The organism is Litoribacter ruber (genome assembly GCF_018500185.1).
GTDB classification, from domain to species: Bacteria; Bacteroidota; Bacteroidia; order Cytophagales; family Cyclobacteriaceae; genus Litoribacter; species Litoribacter ruber.
The window spans coordinates 15,574-33,499 of record NZ_JAHBGI010000014.1 but is presented as its reverse complement, the minus strand read 5'-3'; the positions used below and the strand labels follow the sequence as shown (position 1 = coordinate 33,499).

Below are 17,926 nucleotides of genomic sequence, written 5' to 3'. Positions count from 1 at the left end.
ATTTTAATAGAATTACTTTTTAATCCAAAAACCGTTGAACTATTTTGTAAACTTACAGGTTTATTTATGAGAGTTGTTAGCGTAATAGAGCGATCATATGGAAGTCTTTTTGCAGTGAAATTTGAAGGGTATGATAAAGATTCGTTAGAAATTATTCAAGAACAATGGTCCAGTGTCTTATACTTAAGATCGTTTTTCAAGCAATACCAGAAAGATTATTTATCGTTTTATCCCAAGGTGAAGATTAATCAAATGGTAATCAAAGCAATTGATGATGCGGATTGCCTATTTGAAAAGCTGTTTGATCTAGCAAATGATAATAGCGGGGCATCTTTAGCTGATTTTTTTAAACCTTTGGATAATAAAGAGGAGGAAATCTCCTATGAGCTTCAGGCTCTCAAAGCTTATGGTGTGCAGAGTTACTCTTTTTTAAGAATTTACGCAGTAAAGTTTGGACAATCATTTGTAATCACTGGAGGAGCAATCAAATTGACTAGGCGGATGAAAGATAGGCCGCATACGAAATTAGAGCTTCAGAAGCTGGAATGGGTGAAGGAGTATTTAAGTGGTGGCCATGAGGCGGCATTTGTGTATTTAGATATTAAGGGTGATGAATAAAATAGAGAAAAAACTTAAGAGTCTAGCAGAGAAGGAACCTTCCTCTAATTGGAAGGAAAAAGTTTCTTTTAGAAAAGAGAATAAAGCTTGGTTAAAAAAATCAGTGCAGATCTCTTTGAGGATATTGGATGTGCTCGAAACTAAGGGCTGGACCCAGGCTCAGTTAGCCCATGAGTTGGGGGTTTCTCCTCAACAAGTAAGCAAATATCTACATGGGGAAAATGACTTTAAGCTTTCCACCCTCGCCAAAATTGAAGATGCCCTAGGTATAGAACTCCTTCAAATCTCAGAGGAAAACGTATCCCAAAGCATCAAAATACCTGAATAGGTTTAGGAGTTTATTTCCCTGTGCTGCGCACAGCGGGAGGTTTAGGTGTTTAGTCGCTATGCGCGGCGGAGGGATGCAGGTGGGGCACTGAGCACTGGGCACTGGGCACTGAGCACTGAGAAAAGGGCGCGCCCCAGGTCATCTGGTTCCATGTGGCCTCCCTTGGCGATTATGGTTTAAAGTTTAAGGCTTAAGGTTGATCCGTGTCATAAACCATAAACGCTCCGCAGGAGCCATAAGCCATAAACTTCGCAAATGAAACTTATGGTTTATGGTTTGAAGTTTATGGCTTATGGCATTTGAAGATGGTGTTTCCGGCAGGCCTTCTTTACCTAAACTTCTAAACCGTCGCGATGCGCGTCAGCGCCAATTGGCTTTTTTTTGAGCGATAGCTTAGAAGCCTGGAGGGCTTCAATGTGAATAACCATGGGTGGAACCCATGGCAAAAAAGTATTTAACATTTTGGCAACTCTGGAAGAGTTGAATACCTTCATACTAACAATGACCTTTTGTACTAATCATACATGTTTTCTTTTTGATGGTGTTAATTTATTAATTAATCACTTCAATCCAAGAATGAGCTATTCAACTCCTTCAGAGTTGGTAATCCATTATGTCGCGTTTACCCCGGGTTCCACCCGGGGTTACTCACCTTCAACCCTTCCAGGGTTAATATCAATTGATGATCTTGGAATAAATCTTATGGTTTATGGTTTGATCCATGTCATAAACCATAAACGCTCCGCAGGAGCTATAAGCTTTAAATACCACCCTTTTACTACCCACTCTGGTTCGACCCGCTTCGGGGTCGGGGAAATGGGATTAATTCCATGAATTCCATGGGTTGGCACCCATGGCTATTGAAAGGTTCGACCCCATTCGGGGTCTTTTTTTATCAAAGCCTAATCACCTCCAATCCATTTCATAAACCATAAACGCTCCGCAGGAGCCATAAGCCATAAACCCCGCAAATGAGGCTTATGGTTTATGGTTTGAAGTTTAAGGCTTATGGCATTTGAAGATGGTGTATCCGGGAGGCCTTCTTTACCTAAACTTCTAAACCGTCCAGATTGTGCGTCAGCGCCCATCGGGGCATTAAACTCCTAAACCCACAACTCCCCTTTGTTCACGGATTAAATTCCTTAATTTTGTCCGAATGAAACGGTTATACGATCTATCCATGCAGGCTTTCGAACTGCTTTTTCCCTTGGTGGGCAGGACCAATGCAAAGCTGCAGGCAATGGTTGAGGGAAGGAAAGGTGTATTCGGCAAACTCGCAGCATTCAAGTCCCAACATGAAAAGGTCATCTGGTTCCATGTGGCCTCCCTTGGCGAATATGAGCAGGCCAAACCCGTGATGGCCAAGCTTAAGGAAAAATCGGATGCCGCCATCCTGCTGACTTTTTTCAGTTCCTCCGGGTATGAAAACGTGATCAGGAAAAAACAGCCCTCCGTCGACGGGATCTTTTACCTGCCCTTTGATACCGTTGCCAATGCGGATCGGTTTGTGAAAACCATCCAGCCAAAACTAGCCCTTTTTGCCAAGTATGACATTTGGCCCAACTATATGAAAGCCTTGCAAAAGCACAAAGTGCCCGCATACCTTTTTTCCGCGGCCTTCAGGGAGGAGCAGTCGTATTTTAAAAAGGACAGTTTTCTTCGGGAAGCCGTGAAAAGCTTTTCCCATATTTTTACCCAAAACGAAAAATCCCTAGAGCTCCTCAAGCAGATTGGCTATCAATCGGCCAGCTTTACAGGCGATACCAGATTTGACAACGTAAAGGCTCTTAGCGAAAATCCCCAACGGTTCCCGGTGCTGGAAAAGTGGATAGGGGAGCAGCCTGTTTTGGTGGTGGGCAGCGCTTGGCAGGAGGACATGGATTGCATCATTCCGTTTATCAACAAAAACAGAAAGTATAAATACATCATAGCTCCCCACGAGATCAAGTCGGAGAAAATGGGGGCCTGGCGTAAGGCTATTTCCAAACAATCCGAGCTTTACAGCAATTTTAAAGGGGATGAGCTGACCAAAGTGGTCATCATTGACAACGTGGGCATGCTTTCATCTTTGTACCAATATGCCGAAATTGCCTTTGTGGGCGGGGCTTTTGGCAAGGGGCTGCACAACATTTTGGAACCCATCGCCTATGGCATTCCGGTTCTTTTCGGAAAACTGAAGAAAGTCGGCAAATTCCCCGAAGCAGCCATCAGCCAAAAGTATGGGTGTGGGTTTGAGGTTAGTGGTGCCGAGGACTTTTTAAATAAGGTGATGTTTTTGCAGGACGAAGAGGTGTATAAATCCGCCCAGTCAGCTGCCAAAAAAATGGTGGAGGAAAACCTGGGCAGTGCCCAAAAAATAGTTGACCATATCATGAAAGAAATAAAAGGATGAAAGGTAGGGTAATCAAATCAACAGGCAGCTGGTACATGGTGCAGGTCGGCGACAAACTCCTACAGTGCCGCTTGAGGGGCAAGTTTAAGCAGGATGACCTCAAACTCACCAATCCCATTGCCGTGGGCGATTACGTGGAAATGGAACAGGAACAGGATCAGGATACCGCCGTCATTACCGAAATCCTGCCACGGGAAAATTACATCATACGGAAGTCTACCCGCAAAACCCATTTTTCCCACATCATGGCCTCCAACATTGACCAGGCCTTTTTGGTGGTTACCCTGAGAAACCCCCGCACATCATTGGGCTTTATCGACAGGTTTTTGGTCAGTGCGGAGAGTTTCCGCATTCCCACCACTATTGTGGTCAACAAAATGGACCAAAAGCATACCGATAAGGACTGGGCTTTTTTGGAAGACATCATGGAGATCTATGAGCCCCTTGGCTATCCGGTAATCCCCATGTCTGTGCTGGTGGATGAGGATGTGGAGGAAAAGTTAATGCCCTTGCTTCAGGGAAAAACCACCCTGCTTACCGGTCATTCCGGGGTAGGGAAGTCCTCTTTGCTGAATAAAATTGTGCCAGAAGCCACCCAGGCAATCAAGGACATTTCCAAATTTACCACCAAAGGCGTCCACACCACGACCTTTGCCGAGATGTTTCCGATCAAGGACGGCGGCTACATCATTGATACGCCTGGGATCAAGGAATTTGGCATTTTGGATATTGACGACAATGAGCTTTCCCACTATTTTGTGGAAATGCGGCAATACCTTGGTCAATGCAAATACAACAACTGCAAGCACCTCAACGAGCCTGGATGCGTGGTGTTGGAAAAACTGGAGAAGGGATACATCCACCCATACCGCTACGACAGTTACATCCGCATCCTTCACGAGGAGGACAGTTACCGATAAGAGACATTTAATTTTGAAACCTAAAGCAATTGCTTTAATTTTCCTTTTCAAAAGCCCCGAAAACTAATATGGCAGAGACAAAAACCCTGGTGCTTAACCATAAGCAGATAGAGCAAAAAATTACCCGCATCGCCTATGAGATCTACGAACGCAACCTCTCTGAAGAAGGGGTGGTGTTTGCAGGCATAGCCGGGATGGGCTACAGACTCGCGAAAATGCTTTCGGACAAGCTCAAGGAAATCTCTCCCCTGCCCGTGGAACTGATGGAGGTGAAGTTGGATAAAAACGCGGTGGTGCAGGGAGAAGTGACGCTTTCCGCGGATCTGAATTTGGGAAACAAGAGCATTATTTTGGTGGACGATGTGCAAAACACAGGTAAGACACTTGCCTATGCCCTGAAGCCTTTTTTGGAAATGCCCTTAAAGAAAATGGAAATTGCCGTGTTGGTCAACAGAAGCCACAAGCTTTTTCCCGTCACGCCGGATTATACCGGTTTTGAACTTTCCACAACTTTAAACGAACACATTGAGGTGGACCTGGAGTCTGCCCAAAACACCGTACACCTTCACTGACATGTCAATTCACCAATCTTCGAATATCAAACGAATCACTACCCACACCCTTCAGGAGATGAAGAACCGAGGGGAGAAAATTTCCATGCTCACTGCCTATGATTTTTCCATGGCGGGAATTGTCGATGCCGGAGGTGTGGACATCATTTTGGTGGGTGATTCAGCCTCCAACGTCATGGCGGGCCACGAAACCACCCTGCCGATCACGTTGGACCAGATGATCTATCACGCCACCTCAGTGGTGAGGGGCGTCAAGCGTGCATTTGTGGTGGTGGATATCCCTTTCGGTAGCTACCAGGGCAACAGTTCAGAGGCCTTGCGATCCGCTATTCGGATCATGAAGGAATCCGGAGCCCATGCCGTAAAGGTGGAGGGTGGCGCCGAGATCAAGGAATCGGTAGTCCGTATCCTGAGTGCAGGCGTACCTGTGATGGGCCATTTGGGATTGACTCCCCAGTCGATATACAAGTTTGGAACCTACACCGTAAGGGCCAAGGAGGATGCAGAGGCGCAAAAGCTCATCGAAGACGCGAAGATCTTGGAGGATTGTGGCTGTTTTGCCTTGGTATTGGAAAAAATCCCGGCTGCTTTGGCCAAAAAGGTAGCGCAAAGTGTGTCCATTCCCGTGATCGGCATAGGCGCTGGTCCCGATGTTGACGGGCAGGTCCTGGTAGTCCACGACATGCTTGGCATCACCCAGGAATTCAAGCCCCGCTTCCTCCGCCAATACGCCGACCTGCGCACCCAAATGCTCAAGGCGGTGGAGAATTACATTGATGACGTGAAGTCGAGGGATTTTCCGAATGAAAAAGAAAGTTATTGAGGGAGGTATGTTTTGGTACGAAGTACAAGGTACCAAGTACCAAGTACTCTTAGGACGAAGGCTTTATAGGCCAAATTTATCGTGGTTAGATCATTTGCCCGTCGGACTTCGTCCTCTATGTGTAAATCGGATGTAAAGAACTGCTGGGCAAATCGCCGCCTCGCGCTTAAACCCCTAAACGAGTCCCGATGCACGCCAGCGCCAATCGGGACCTAAACCCTTAAACCACCTAGTTTCTATTCATCCACGCCTCAGCCTAGTATCAAACTTAAACGCCTTGACTTCTTTTATCTTTAGTTTGGAATGCAGCTTATGTGCGCAGTTGATAATATAATTGTGCGAGGTGTCAATAATTGCGCTAGGTACTTTTAAGGCAAGAGAATCCTTGCTCACTATCCATTCTTCGGTAATTTCAGCTAAAACACTAGGTGCAGGGTAGTCTCGCCAGTTAGGAGGAAGGTCAGAGAATTTAAGTTCTATGATGGAATTGGAGGGTATCTGCAAAGTTATCATATCCATTTCAGGAAGGACCATTGGTGGTATATTTACCAAGGCTTCCAGTAGAGCTATTTCCCTACTTTCCCCGGTATATAAAACAGGGGAACCTTTTTTGTTCCACCGACCCCCGAATAAAGAGGATCCTGTGCCAGAAAGATCCCGAGAATATTTAGTAGAGGCTAATCGGAATACAAGCATACCCTAGCTATAGACTCCGTGCTCGATTCTGCCAAGCAAATCCTTCACCTTGGCCACACCTCCGGGCATTTCTATCAATTGCTCGGGCTGTTTTCCTCCCAAGGCTGTATTGGGCAATTGCATCCATTGGATGAAGTTAGCTTTATCCTGAAACACCTCCACTCCATTGAGATAGAGGTCAGCCAATTCAAAAAGCTTGACCCCATGATATTGATCAAGCTCCTTATCAGCCTTGATCCAGCGATACAAAGTAGGTTCCGAAACGTGTAACATGGAGGCTGCTTGGGATTTGGACAGCTCGAAATATTCCCTGAAATTCTCGATAGCCTGCGAATGCAAACCTTTGGCAGCAATCTCTATAAAATCAAATGGACTCTCAATCTCCCCTCCGACATACTCTTCCCCCAGCACCTTGATCAGCTTCTCAAAATGCCCCGCCACTCTTTTACCGTATTTGCCCGTATCCTCCATAGTCTATCAAATGAAAAATTATATTATTAAATTTACGAAATAAAAGCCAGTATGTTTCCTCATCCGACATATTTCAGACTCGGGATTGCGTTATAATTTAACCGCAAAGATTTTTTTGTAATAAAAGCTTTGCGCTTCTTTGCCTCTTTGCGGTGGACTTTCTAGCGTTCAAAATTTAACCACAAAGGTCACGAAGAAGCGCTAAGTGGATTTGGTGAGAAGTGAGAAGTGGGTTTTCGCTCGATAAATAATCCGATGGCTTTAGCCACGATTCCAACGCTGAGAATTACGGCTAAAGCCAGAAACCTCCCCCTGCCCCAGGACCTCCAACTGAAGTTGGAGGCAAGTAATTATTCACTGTCTCGAAAGTACGGTTGAATCTCACCGCAAAGTTTTTAAAGGAGCGCTAAGTTTATTTGGAATAATGGCTTTGCGCTTCTTTGCCTCTTTGCGGTTGTTAATTACAGTTGTTTAAATTATGAGGACCATCCTGACATCAACTCGTTCTTATTAAAGTGTCAAAATGTTTTGGTCTGTCTTTAAAAACTTCTTGATTAATGCTGTCTTTGATTGAAGTAGGGTGATTATTTCCTTATTTGAGCAGTTTCCTGTAGTAATCCAAATTAATTTGGGCGGAGGAATTGATCCAACCGCCTTGTAATAAAAATCTTTGTCTTTACTAAGTATGTCGTCAAATCCTTTTTGAGCAAACTCCCAGATTTCTGAATCACTATCGGTATGAAGTCCTAACTGGTAGACGTGTTTACTCCCAGGAAAATCCTTTTCTAGAAGGATTATTAAATTAACTGAAAGGTTGTTGTCAATTAATATTTTTGACATATTAGTTCAGCTAACTGTAACTTTCCTTTCTGTATCCGCTGCATATGCCAGGCAAGCAAGAATATCTTCTCTATTTAGCATAGGGAAATTTTCTAGAATCTCTTCAATTGTATCCCCTGAGGCCATGTAACTTAGGATATCATATACAGTTATTCTCATGCCTCTTATACAAGGCTTGCCAGAGCGCTGCTTTGGATCAATAGTAATATGTTTTGTATAGTCAATCATAGCGTTTAGTAATATACGATATAAAAAAGCATAAAGATTAGTTTATCGTACAAAATAACAGCTAACCTATTAAAGTAGCTCGAAGTTTTTTTATATAAAAGCTTTGCGGCTCTTTGCCTCTTTTCGGTGGACTTTCTAGCGTTCAAAATTTAACCGCAAAGGTCACGGAGAAGCGCTAAGCGGATTTTGTGAGAAAACATAATGTGGAGTCAGCGAAGAGGAAACTCTGAGAAACTCTGTGAAGAACTCTGAGAAACTCTGTGTCCCTTTTCTTTCCGCGAAGACGTGTACGTGGCTTCCCACTTCGTACTTCCCCTACGCGTCCTTCTTAGGCTCGCTATCGCTGCTGGCCATATTATCCACCTCTTGCTCACTGTCCGCTATCGCGTGGGGTGGGGTGATGGGGTAGAGGAAGTCCTGGAGCTCTTTGAGGAAGCCCAGGCTGCCGTTAGACAGGTTGCTCAGCACGATGATGGTGCTGTGGTCTTTTGGGTTGCGCAGCATGTAGGTGTTGTAGCCATGCCATAGACCTGCATGATAGTGGACAATATCGCCATTCTTAAGTTCCTTGATTCTCCAGCCATAGCCGTAATCCTCATTATCCCTTCTTTTGCGTACCCGGCTTCCCATCCAGGCCTCTTCGAGGGTTTCCTTGGATACCAGTTTCTCCGTGTATAGCGCCTGGTCCCACTTATACAGGTCATCAAGGGTACTATAAAGCCCCTTGTCGCCCAAAACGTAATCTAGATAATCGGGATTTCTCTTTCTCCTGTTGCGCTCATGGCCCGGTACGACCAAGTCTGCCGGAAGGCTGTCGCTGTAGGTGAAGGTGTGTTTCATGTCCAACGGCTTGAATATCCTTTCCTGAAGGAAATCCGAGAAAGCCATCCCGGAGGCCTTTTCCACTATGGAAGCCAACAGGAAGTATCCCGTGTTGCTGTAATCAAACCTGATATTGGGTCTATAATACACGGGGGGCTGATGCGCATACATGAGGTCGATCACATCGTTGTTGAATATCGGCAAAGACCTGTCGGGCCAAAGCTCATCGCTGAAATACGTGTAGTTTGATAAGCCAGATCGATGGGTGAGCAATTGCTTGACGGTAATGTCAGGGTAGGGGAATTCCGGAAAGAACTCCTGAATCACATCCTCATAATCCAGCTTGCCCTCTTCCTTGAGCATCATAACGGCCATGGCGGTAAACTGCTTGGAGACTGATGCCAGTTGAAAAGCTTTATCCGTGGTCATGGGCTCCCTTTTGGCAAGGTCGGCATACCCAAAGGCACTTTTAAAAATAACCTGGTCATATTTGGTGACCATCACGGTGCCGTTAAACCCCCTTCTTTTATGGTAAAAATTGAAAAGGGAATCCAACTGCCCTTCCAGTTCCCGAGCAGACTCCTCTGTAAAGGTTTCCGGTATCTCAATTCTCTCCCGCCCATCAGCCTCTAGGGCGGCCATGACATTGACCAGCGGGTCCTCATGAAAGGGGATGGAAGATCCCACCCGCTGCTCTGCCTGGGGCTCCTGGCAGGCATAGCTAATGATCAGCAGGATCGGTAAACTCAAAAACTTAATTATAGGTAATCTTTTGGGTAATAAGGGCATGTATGCTGTATTTTTCTTGCTAGGGAATCTACAAACTTAACGGAACAACTTAAAATACCAACAAATAATTCAACTTATTTTGAATTGGGTTTAGAAGGTTATCGTCCCTGCGGGACCGTTTAGGGGCTTAGATTAAAGACCTAAACATCTAAACCTCCCGATCCGCGAAGCGGCTATCGGGAAATAACCTCCTAACCCCACTCATACAAATTCTGCGGTGTTATACTTTTTCTTGGCTACGGGATACGGTTTGCCGGCTACGAACTTGAAAAACTCTATGCCCAGCATACATACCTTGTGGGGGAAAGTCTCGCCTTCAAATTCCAGGGTAAAAGAAAGATCGCCGGGGTTGAGCTCCATGGGCAAATAATCGCTTTCCGTTCTGACGCCGTCTGCTTCCTCAGCCTCCAGTTCCACGGCGGCGGCCTCTGCAAACAGCCGGAAATGGGTGGCGTTGCTTGGGCCCCTGAATTCCTGGGGCTGCAGCTCCTCGAAAGTGAATTGCACTGCCCTGTCGGTTTTACTTACCTCATAATAACAATTCAGGGTGCTTTTGAGGGACCTGGCTTTGTTGGCTCTGAACCCTTTTAATATAGCGAGGTTCTCAGGAGTGAGCACCCTGCTCCCACGGTCGCTCACGGGGTCGTTTTTGACTGCTTCTGAAAGGATGGATATAAACCTGGAGTGAAAGGTGCTGTCGGGTACGCGGATCAGGGAGTCCCTGACAGCATGTTTGAGTAGAAGCGCCATGTGGGAAGCGGTGCCAAATTCCTGCATGTTTTCCCGGGTACGCTCGTATTTGGGATCGTTCATGATCCTCGACTTGGTGACACCGCCTTTTTGCCGGGCCCGCGGACCTTCCGAGGTGTTATAAAACGTCACCCCACCGATAGTGCCGGTGAAAGTAACCATACTGGTTTGTTTTGCCATAGGTTTTAAAATTAGGAATTAGGAATTGGGAATTGGGAATTGGGAATGAGGAATTGGGAATTAGGAATGAGGAATGGGGCTGCGTTAATTCTTCATTCCTAATTCACCATTTTTAATTATCTAAACTTTTCCCAAATACACTGTCCTCGACACTTCATATTTGCCGTTGCGCGGGTTTTTGAAGGTGAAGAAGGCGTAGGCGTGTAGGTTTCCGCGGTAGCGGTCGGGGTTGCTTACGGGGATCTCCTGCATCTCCATGGACCTGGGGTTGCCTTCGGTGCAGTGGAAGGAGCGGATCTTGACCGTGTCGTAGAGCAATACCGAAACCTTATCGCGGTTGGCCGCATTCCCCTCCCCGGCGTTGTTCTGCCATTTGACCAAGACGGTCTTTTCATCCTTCCATTCCACGCTGCCCTCAGACATCCCGGTAAGGTCGCCTCCGCTTACCTGCAGCAGGCTGGGAACGGGTTCGGGTTCGCCCTCCTTGAAGGCCGTTTTGAGGAATTTGCTCAGTCCCACTTTTGCCGGTGAGCGCATGCCCGTTTGATAGTTGATGAAGCCCAAGCGGAAGATCTTGGTCAGGGGCTTTACAAACTGGTTTGCCAGGTAAAACCTGTCCCAGCCCATGGTCTGGAGTTCTGAGGGGGCAGAATGGTCCGGAACCACATAGGTCCTTACATAAGTGATGCCGTTGACGGTGTAGTAGACCTTGTCGCCGTGGCGGCCATTGAGGCCCTGTTCGTGTAATGGTGCTCTTGCCATAGTAGTGTTTTTAAGGAAGACGGTAGACGGGAACTGCTTGCCTATATGTTCTTCATCTTGCCGTTATTTATATTATGTGTTAAAAAAGACGGTAGAATAAAATAGCTTTATGACCTGACAATTGCCTAGAAAAAACACCACAAATGCGTAAATTTGGCCTGAAAATTGATGTAGTAAAAAAGCTACTCGAAATTAAAAATTTTGAAGGTCTCAGCCTTACCGGAAGGATTTCCATGTGCGGAATCCCATGAGCCAGAGAAGCCGCTGAATACTCAAAATCGGCTTCCGGTCCCCACTACATAACCTCGATAAATACCAAGGCTAGGTCATTTCCATATCAATGTGGTATTAAATTAATTATTGCTGCAATACAAAGCAAACATTTGGTCATATTTTATTTACAACCAGTCCGTTAGCACCCAGACTCTACCCCGCATAGACTCCCAAGCCACCCTGTCAAAATACGGAGAGGGTACGGAGTGGGTCCCGAGTGGGATCGGAGTGGATACGGAGTGGGTTAACCGCGGATTTGCTTCAATGTAGGCATTGGGTCCTAGCTGCCTTAGCTAAAACTCAAGTAAGCCATAAATGGGATATGGGCAGTGACAGGGTAAGTGTCCGGCTAACGAGGAGAGTGAAAAAGCCGAAAGACCGAGTGGTGATTTCGGAAAGGAAAATAGGGTTTAATTACCAGTAAACATGTACCAAATATTGATCCAATTTTTTAGCCTGGCAAATGAGGGTGCGGGAAATGGCGTTTAGCGTATTTTGGCTGGGTGGCACATAAGTCTGCACTTGATTAACCGAGGAGTAGTTAGCATGGTTTTGACTTGAAATAGCCACTAATGCACTGATGAAACCAGGCATTAGTGGCTGTTATTTTTTAATAATGAAATTGGTTTATTACCTCACAAAGGTATAGGTCCCCTGGATTTCATTGGTAGTTTTCATTTCCCCTTGGTTGGTTTCCGTTATATGATCAAAATCCATGATCAGAATGCGATCGGTGATTTCCCGGATAATGGCTTCTGAAGGTTCTGATCCCTCTGCATGCACCCTGATCACGTTGTCGCCTACAATTTCCCAGTCTCCAGACTGCATAAAGCCTTCAAGCCTGTAAGAAACCTCACTGGGAAACATTTCTTCCCTATCGATACCAAAAAAATCCGAATCAAAGACATCATCCATACCCCCGTAATCTACTTTCATGTCTATAATATAGCTGCCGCTGGTGTGGTAGCCATTGGGGTTTTGTTGAAACTCGATGATGACATCCAGGTCTCTTCCTTCTCCTACGGTAGTTGTCGTGCTTGTTTCACCATAAGCGCTTACAGAGGAAACGGCTGTATAATTCATCTCCTCTAAATTCCAGGTACCCATAAATTCTTCAGGCTGGTTCCATTCTTCATCATTTGAACAGGAGAAAAATGCAAGTAAGGCCGTTGCCATAAATAACAATCGTAAATTTTTCATCATAAAAAGGGTTTTGGTGTAAAATAAATTAAGGGTTTTGGTATAAAATAATTAAAGTAGTTTTCCGCAGCGGTCTATTCCGTCATAGGCAGTCCCCAAAAGGAAGTCCACTGTATAAAATACAGGAGTAGCGTATAGTCAAAGGTATGGTAAGAGTTCAATTGCCAATTTTTCCTAGGCGAAGGCTGAAAGAAATGCCCCCTTTCGGAAAAATAAATATGATGCCGGCTGGTTAAAATCAAATATAAGCAAGTTAAAAGTCTCAGAATAATAAATTTTGTAGGTTAAATAGTGTTATTGCCGTGGCAAACTAATAAAATATTTTTAAAACACCTAATTTTGGTTTTTGGTACCCCGTATTTAAGGGCAAACTGCTCCCTTATGGAAAAGTTACGGGGGTTGTAGTTGGAAATCACAGACAAGGAGCTGGACAGGGATATCCGCAATCTATCCATTCTATGGGAAGACCAGCATATACCCTATGTTCCACTGGAAGAAATGGACTGTTATTCTGAGGAGGGTAAAGAAATATTTCGGCAATCCAGGCTAAAGCGCCAACGGGAAGCCGGAATAATTTAGACGGAAGACCGAACAACGAAGACGCTGTAAATGGGCCACAAAGGCCACCAAGTTTTCACGAAGTTTCACTACTTGTCCCGAGTAGCGTAGCGGATCGGGAAAGGCCACTTCGCGGAGAAAAATTTAAAAGTTTGAGAAAAAAGTGTCAAGTATTTAGGACGTGACACGGATGACGCCTGCCTTAGGGCAGTCGGGGGGGGCGTAGAGGGGCAGCGAAGCCGGTACCATGTACCAAGTATTCAAGCATCAGATGTTGGCTAGCAGCCAATTGGCCCGGCTGAGGCAATTCACCGTCTTTACTCTCGTGGCCCTCCCTCGAGCTGCGCTCTTCGGAGGGTGTGTCAGTACGCCTAAAACATCATCATTCCCGCCACGGCGGGCAGATCGCGGGGCTGACCCGTGTAATTAACATGGCTTCAAAGTTGGGGTAGGGGGCAAAGGTGTCAGTGGTAACTGGTCTGAAATTCCTTCGTACTTTTAATTTCGTGCTTGAATTGCAGTTTTTAATTGGTTAAATTGAAATATGAAAACCGATGATACTAAAGACAGGCTGGAAGAACCTTTTAGCGAGTATGGCAGGTATTCTTATGCGGATTACCTCTCTTGGGAGATTGAGGAGATGGTGGAAATTATCAAGGGCAAGGTTTTTAGAAATACTGCGGCCCCGAGCCGAAAACATCAGGAATTATCGTTGAGGCTGAGCACATGGTTATATGCCTTTTTGGAAAAGTCCTCCTGTAAAGTGTATGGAGCTCCGTTTGACGTAAGGCTGCCAGGCCGTTCAAAAGAGGATAAAGATATATTTACAGTGGTCCAGCCGGATATCTGCGTCGTTTGCGACCTGTCTAAGTTGGACGATGCGGGATGTGTGGGTGCGCCTGACCTGGTCGTGGAGATCCTCTCTCCCGGTGGCAACCAAAAAGACCTGAAATTCAAATATGATGTTTACCTGGAAAGTGGTGTGCGGGAATATTGGGTCGTCCATCCCGAGGAACAGACCTTGTTGGTTTATACTTTAAGGGACCGGGATTATGTCGCTTCCCGGCTTTTTGTCGCTGGTGATATTGTGAATTCCACAGTGGTAGAGGGTTTTGAGCTGGATGTGGAGGGTTTATTTAAGGTGCTTGAGTAGAGTTTTTGGGTACCAAGTACCAGGTAAAAAGTACAAAGTACCAAGTACAAAGTACTCCCAGCATCAGAGGTGGGTTAGCAGCCATTTTGCCCGGCTGAGGCAATTCGCCGTCTTTACTCTCGTGGCCCTCCCTCGAGCTGCGCTCTTCGGTTGGGGCATCAGTGTACTGAGAATACATTCATTCATCATTCATCATTCAAAATTTATTATTAACCAAACGTGGCTGTCCTGAGAGTTCCTTCCTACCTCGTCCTTCGTCCTTCGTCCTTCGTACTTCAATTCACCTTTTGTAATTTACCTTTAGTAAATTACTTTTTATAAATTACTTTTTGTAAATTTGGGTATGAAGTTTAAGATACCAGCCAATCCGTTTCCCACCACGGGGTATTATGGTCCGGAGTATTTTTGCGACCGGGAGGAGGAGAGCAATAAAATCAGCCAACTGTTGCAGAATGGGCAGTCCTGTCTGTTGATGGGCAATAGAAGGTTGGGTAAAACGGCTCTCATCCACCATGTCCGGCAAATGTTGCCCAAGAATTGGGGCTTTATCTATTTGGATATCCTTTCCACAGAAAATGAGCAGCAACTGCTTAATGCCCTGGGGGCGGCCCTGCTGCAGGGGTTTCCCGAGAAAAGCAAGGTCGGGAAAAGGGTTTGGGACTTTATGAAAAGCCTGCATCCCACCATCAGCTTTGACCAACTCAGCGGTATCCCGCAAGTAAGCATCCATAGTGCCCATGTCGAGAAACCGATTAAGAATATCCTGGAGTTTTTGGCCCAACTCGAACAACCCACTGTAGTGGCCATTGATGAATTTCAGCAGATTGCGCATTACCCGGAAAAGAATACGGATGCCTGGCTAAGGACGGTCATTCAGCGTTTGCAGAATGTCTATTTCTTGTTTTCGGGAAGCCGGCAGTCAATCCTGAATGAACTGTTCAGCGATCCTTCAAGGCCATTTTTCAGAAGTGCTTCCCCCCTGAAGATCGGCAAGATAGGACAGGATGATTATCGGGAATTCGTGGTGAGGCATTTCAAAAAAGGAGGCAAGACAATAGAGGAGGCTTTGGTGGATGAGATTTTGGAATGGGCCAAATGTCATACTTACTATGTGCAACTCTTATGCAACAGGCTTTATCAAAAACCAATTAAGAAATATGTGCGGGAAAATTGGCAGTCTTGCGCTGATGAGATACTTCAGGAGCAGGAGGCGTTCTTCATTCATTACCGCACCCTGCTCAGCCCCCAACAGTGGAAACTGCTTTCAGCCATTGCCCGCACCGGGACAGTCTATGCCCCTACATCAAAGGCTTTCGTGTCTTCCAATCACCTAGGCAGCCCAGCCACCGTTTTCAAATCACTTGATGCCCTGCTGGACAAGGAGATGATCTTCAAGGAATATGGACCGGAAGGGGAGCCTTATTATGAGGTGTATGACGTGTTTTTTGAGAGGTGGATGCAGGTGAGGGGGTTAAGAATTAAGAATTAAGAATTCAAAATTAGGAATTGAACCTTGTGTGCCCAATTCATCATTCCTAATTCCTCATTCTTCATTTTCCATTTCACTCCTCCATTTCCCCAAACCACACAACCGCATATTCCTTGTATATGCCAACTCCCATGGCTTTCCAGTCGGCGTCTTTGAAGGGGCCGAGGTTGGCCAGGACGGAGTGGTGGCCGAGGCTTTTGATCCACACTTCCAGGGCATGGTCGGGTTGGGCTTTGGTGGAGTGCCAGTAGGCGATCTCGTAGCCGGGGCTTTCATAGCCGGCGATCTCCTTGGGCTTGTCCCACATGCATTCGGGGTTTTTGTGGTTGTCGGTATAGCAGCAGCCTTTCCAGTCCCCTTTCTTGGACCAGCTGTGCATGTTGCAGCGGTTGCTTCGCTTGTAGTTTTCTTGAAGATCCCTGGCGTGTGCCTGGGCTACCTTGCTCAGTTTTTCTGAGTAGGCGACCGGTGGAAGGTTTCGGGTCTGTCGGTAATCGTTGATGATCTCGTATAGTGTCTTTTCCTCGGCAGTCGGCGAAGTAGGAGAAGTCCATGCCTGAGAAAAAACGAGCAACAGGGACAATATAAAGGAGTAATGCATTTGGTGAAGTTTGACTTTCTTTTGTTAACGTGGGCTTATGGTTTATGGTTTGAAGTTTAAGGCTTATGGTTTGACGATGTCATAAACCATAAACGCTCTGCAGGAGCCATAAGCATTAAACACCGCGAATGAGGCTTATGGATTAAGGTTTGAAGTTGAAGGCTTATGGATTGACGATGTCATAAACCATAAACGCTCTGCAGGAGCCATAAGCATTAAACACCGCGAATGAGGCTTATGGATTAAGGTTTGAAGTTGAAGGCTTATGGATTGACGATGTCATAAACCATAAACGCTCCGCAGGAGCCATAAGCCTCAAACACCGCAAACCCATTTCTTAAACCATAAACGCTCCGCAGGAGCCATAAGCCATAAACCCCGATAATCCATTTCATAAACCATAAACTTTCCGTAGGAGCCATAAGCTTTAAACACCGCGAATGAGGCTTATGGTTTAAGGTTTGAAGTTTAAGGCTTATGGATTGACGATGTCATAAACCATAAACGCTCCGCAGGAGCCATAAGCCATAAACCCCGATAATCCATTTCATAAACCATAAACTTTCCGTAGGAGCCATAAGCTTTAAACACCGTATCACTGGTACGCAAAGCGATATGCCTTGCTCTTCTATCAGATTGTTCTGCAGCAGACAACTAGAATTGATGAAATTTAGTTATATTGAATGGGAATTCCCCAAAAGTTATGGAACATAGAATAACTATATCGACAGAGGACAAAATATTGATTGAGAAGATTTTATCTTTAGTGAAAGATGAGGATGCGGTTGTGAAATTGGAACATTACCCCTCTCCTGAAAATGATAAAATTGTTGATCTTATGAATAAATTGTCTAAAGAGTTAGAGAAATCTACTATTCAGGATCCGGTGAGTTGGCAACGCAAAATTAGGAAAGATCGAAAGCAACCTTTTCGCGGCCAATGATATTGCTCGATAGTAATATTATTATTTATTGTTTGCATCCCGAATTTCAGGGGGTAAGGGATTTTTTAAAAGGCAAAGTTTTAAGTTGTTCAATTATAAGCAAGATAGAAGTTCTCGGTTAATATAAATTAAACCATGCCGAAAAATCTGCTTTTGAAATGCTGTTTTCCCAAATTCAAATTATTCCACTATCCCAAAATGTTGCATTTGAAGCCATTAAGTTAAGGCAGCAACAAAGAATTACATTAGGTGATTCAATTATTGCAGCCACAGCTCTTCTGGCGGGCGGGGCTTTAATTACTGCTAATGTGAAGGATTTTGAGAGGATTAGTAATTTGAATATTATTAATCCTTTATAACCCAGCAATGGTTTATGGTTTAAGGATTAAGGCTTATGGTTTGATCCGTGTCATAAACCCTAAACGCTCCGCAGGAGCCATAAGCCATAAACCCCGAGAACCGATGTCATAAACCATAAACGCTCCGCAGGAGCCATAAGCTTTAAACACCGCGAATGA

General features: G+C 45.3%; 19 protein-coding genes and 1 pseudogene. 11 read left to right on the top strand and 9 right to left on the bottom strand.

From position 1 onward, the window contains the following. The first annotated feature begins 66 nt into the window (after positions 1-66). The 6 genes from KIH41_RS16010 to panB all read left to right on the top strand — a co-directional run bounded on the left by KIH41_RS16010 (position 67) and on the right by panB (position 5,653). Positions 67-618 (top strand): hypothetical protein, encoded by a 552-nt coding sequence (locus KIH41_RS16010; protein ID WP_214163016.1) that lies wholly within the window; start codon positions 67-69, stop codon positions 616-618. Next, positions 611-946: a helix-turn-helix domain-containing protein gene (locus KIH41_RS16005; RefSeq protein WP_213946401.1), complete on the top strand. Its 336-nt coding sequence runs from the start codon at positions 611-613 to the stop codon at positions 944-946. The genes KIH41_RS16010 and KIH41_RS16005 overlap by 8 nt, the downstream gene beginning before the upstream one ends. A 1,156-nt stretch (positions 947-2,102) precedes the next feature. Next, complete coding sequence (locus KIH41_RS16000) at positions 2,103-3,338, top strand: 3-deoxy-D-manno-octulosonic acid transferase (RefSeq protein WP_246539189.1); 1,236 nt, start codon at positions 2,103-2,105, stop codon at positions 3,336-3,338. Then, a complete protein-coding gene (rsgA, locus tag KIH41_RS15995) occupies positions 3,335-4,258 on the top strand; it encodes a ribosome small subunit-dependent GTPase A (RefSeq protein WP_213946400.1) in 924 nt (307 codons plus the stop codon). Before KIH41_RS16000 ends, rsgA begins: the two co-directional genes overlap by 4 nt. A gap of 68 nt (positions 4,259-4,326) precedes the next feature. Further along, positions 4,327-4,830: a phosphoribosyltransferase family protein gene (locus KIH41_RS15990; RefSeq protein ID WP_214163015.1), complete on the top strand. Its 504-nt coding sequence runs from the start codon at positions 4,327-4,329 to the stop codon at positions 4,828-4,830. 1 nt (position 4,831) lies between these two features. Then, positions 4,832-5,653 carry a 3-methyl-2-oxobutanoate hydroxymethyltransferase gene (gene panB, locus KIH41_RS15985; protein ID WP_213946398.1) on the top strand — a complete coding sequence of 274 codons (822 nt, stop codon included), beginning with the start codon at positions 4,832-4,834 and terminating at the stop codon, positions 5,651-5,653. A 240-nt stretch (positions 5,654-5,893) separates the two neighbouring features. On the opposite strand, the gene KIH41_RS18325 is transcribed toward panB, so the two are convergent. The 8 genes from KIH41_RS18325 to KIH41_RS15945 form a co-directional block, all read right to left on the bottom strand. Further along, positions 5,894-6,349: an RES family NAD+ phosphorylase gene (locus tag KIH41_RS18325; protein WP_213946397.1), complete on the bottom strand. Its 456-nt coding sequence runs from the start codon at positions 6,347-6,349 to the stop codon at positions 5,894-5,896. A gap of 3 nt (positions 6,350-6,352) precedes the next feature. Beyond that, positions 6,353-6,820, bottom strand: a complete 468-nt coding sequence (gene parS, locus KIH41_RS15975; protein WP_213946396.1) for a type II RES/Xre toxin-antitoxin system antitoxin — start codon at positions 6,818-6,820, stop codon at positions 6,353-6,355. Positions 6,821-7,330: 510 nt separating this feature from the next. After that, a complete protein-coding gene (locus tag KIH41_RS15970; RefSeq protein ID WP_214163014.1) occupies positions 7,331-7,660 on the bottom strand; it encodes a DUF5615 family PIN-like protein in 330 nt (109 codons plus the stop codon). A gap of 6 nt (positions 7,661-7,666) precedes the next feature. Further along, complete coding sequence (locus KIH41_RS15965; RefSeq protein ID WP_213946394.1) at positions 7,667-7,888, bottom strand: DUF433 domain-containing protein; 222 nt, start codon at positions 7,886-7,888, stop codon at positions 7,667-7,669. Between the two features lie 315 nt (positions 7,889-8,203). Next, on the bottom strand, positions 8,204-9,460 hold the full coding sequence (locus tag KIH41_RS15960; RefSeq protein WP_246539187.1) for a serine hydrolase domain-containing protein: 1,257 nt from the start codon (positions 9,458-9,460) through the stop codon (positions 8,204-8,206). Positions 9,461-9,700: 240 nt separating this feature from the next. Continuing rightward, a complete protein-coding gene (locus KIH41_RS15955; RefSeq protein ID WP_213946392.1) occupies positions 9,701-10,429 on the bottom strand; it encodes a hypothetical protein in 729 nt (242 codons plus the stop codon). 120 nt (positions 10,430-10,549) lie between these two features. Beyond that, on the bottom strand, positions 10,550-11,191 hold the full coding sequence (locus tag KIH41_RS15950; protein ID WP_214163012.1) for a DUF6266 family protein: 642 nt from the start codon (positions 11,189-11,191) through the stop codon (positions 10,550-10,552). Positions 11,192-12,094: 903 nt separating this feature from the next. Then, positions 12,095-12,667, bottom strand: coding sequence for a hypothetical protein (locus tag KIH41_RS15945; RefSeq protein WP_213946390.1), 573 nt, complete (start codon positions 12,665-12,667; stop codon positions 12,095-12,097). 402 nt (positions 12,668-13,069) lie between these two features. Between KIH41_RS15945 and KIH41_RS15940 the strand changes: the two genes are divergently transcribed. The 3 genes from KIH41_RS15940 (at position 13,070) to KIH41_RS15930 (ending at position 15,864) form a co-directional block, all read left to right on the top strand. After that, entirely contained in the window at positions 13,070-13,243 is a 174-nt protein-coding gene (locus KIH41_RS15940) for a hypothetical protein (protein ID WP_214163011.1), read from the top strand. 523 nt (positions 13,244-13,766) lie between these two features. Next, positions 13,767-14,375, top strand: a complete 609-nt coding sequence (locus tag KIH41_RS15935; RefSeq protein WP_214163010.1) for a Uma2 family endonuclease — start codon at positions 13,767-13,769, stop codon at positions 14,373-14,375. 343 nt (positions 14,376-14,718) lie between these two features. After that, positions 14,719-15,864, top strand: a complete 1,146-nt coding sequence (locus KIH41_RS15930; RefSeq protein ID WP_214163009.1) for an AAA family ATPase — start codon at positions 14,719-14,721, stop codon at positions 15,862-15,864. Positions 15,865-15,937: 73 nt separating this feature from the next. Here KIH41_RS15930 and KIH41_RS15925 read toward each other — a convergent pair whose 3' ends face one another. Next, on the bottom strand, positions 15,938-16,465 hold the full coding sequence (locus tag KIH41_RS15925) for a CAP domain-containing protein (RefSeq protein ID WP_214163008.1): 528 nt from the start codon (positions 16,463-16,465) through the stop codon (positions 15,938-15,940). A gap of 703 nt (positions 16,466-17,168) precedes the next feature. Here KIH41_RS15925 and KIH41_RS15920 point away from each other — a divergent pair. Together KIH41_RS15920 and KIH41_RS15915 are read left to right on the top strand one after the other, a co-directional pair. Further along, positions 17,169-17,408 (top strand): hypothetical protein, encoded by a 240-nt coding sequence (locus KIH41_RS15920; RefSeq protein WP_213946378.1) that lies wholly within the window; start codon positions 17,169-17,171, stop codon positions 17,406-17,408. Positions 17,409-17,560: 152 nt separating this feature from the next. Further along, positions 17,561-17,767, top strand: a pseudogene (locus KIH41_RS15915) (PIN domain-containing protein); the annotation flags it as partial. Positions 17,768-17,926: the final 159 nt, after the last annotated feature.

Coding starts and splice junctions, on each gene's coding strand:
- KIH41_RS15925 (WP_214163008.1), bottom strand. CDS start 16,465: ATGCATTACTCCTTTATATTGTCCCTGTTGCTCGTTTTTTCTCAGGCA.
- KIH41_RS15990 (WP_214163015.1), top strand. CDS start 4,327: ATGGCAGAGACAAAAACCCTGGTGCTTAACCATAAGCAGATAGAGCAA.
- KIH41_RS15970 (WP_214163014.1), bottom strand. CDS start 7,660: ATGTCAAAAATATTAATTGACAACAACCTTTCAGTTAATTTAATAATC.
- KIH41_RS15935 (WP_214163010.1), top strand. CDS start 13,767: ATGAAAACCGATGATACTAAAGACAGGCTGGAAGAACCTTTTAGCGAG.
- panB (WP_213946398.1), top strand. CDS start 4,832: ATGTCAATTCACCAATCTTCGAATATCAAACGAATCACTACCCACACC.
- KIH41_RS16005 (WP_213946401.1), top strand. CDS start 611: ATGAATAAAATAGAGAAAAAACTTAAGAGTCTAGCAGAGAAGGAACCT.
- KIH41_RS15920 (WP_213946378.1), top strand. CDS start 17,169: ATGGAACATAGAATAACTATATCGACAGAGGACAAAATATTGATTGAG.
- KIH41_RS16000 (WP_246539189.1), top strand. CDS start 2,103: ATGAAACGGTTATACGATCTATCCATGCAGGCTTTCGAACTGCTTTTT.
- rsgA (WP_213946400.1), top strand. CDS start 3,335: ATGAAAGGTAGGGTAATCAAATCAACAGGCAGCTGGTACATGGTGCAG.
- KIH41_RS15945 (WP_213946390.1), bottom strand. CDS start 12,667: ATGATGAAAAATTTACGATTGTTATTTATGGCAACGGCCTTACTTGCA.
- KIH41_RS15965 (WP_213946394.1), bottom strand. CDS start 7,888: ATGATTGACTATACAAAACATATTACTATTGATCCAAAGCAGCGCTCT.
- KIH41_RS18325 (WP_213946397.1), bottom strand. CDS start 6,349: ATGCTTGTATTCCGATTAGCCTCTACTAAATATTCTCGGGATCTTTCT.
- KIH41_RS16010 (WP_214163016.1), top strand. CDS start 67: ATGAGAGTTGTTAGCGTAATAGAGCGATCATATGGAAGTCTTTTTGCA.
- parS (WP_213946396.1), bottom strand. CDS start 6,820: ATGGAGGATACGGGCAAATACGGTAAAAGAGTGGCGGGGCATTTTGAG.
- KIH41_RS15955 (WP_213946392.1), bottom strand. CDS start 10,429: ATGGCAAAACAAACCAGTATGGTTACTTTCACCGGCACTATCGGTGGG.
- KIH41_RS15950 (WP_214163012.1), bottom strand. CDS start 11,191: ATGGCAAGAGCACCATTACACGAACAGGGCCTCAATGGCCGCCACGGC.
- KIH41_RS15930 (WP_214163009.1), top strand. CDS start 14,719: ATGAAGTTTAAGATACCAGCCAATCCGTTTCCCACCACGGGGTATTAT.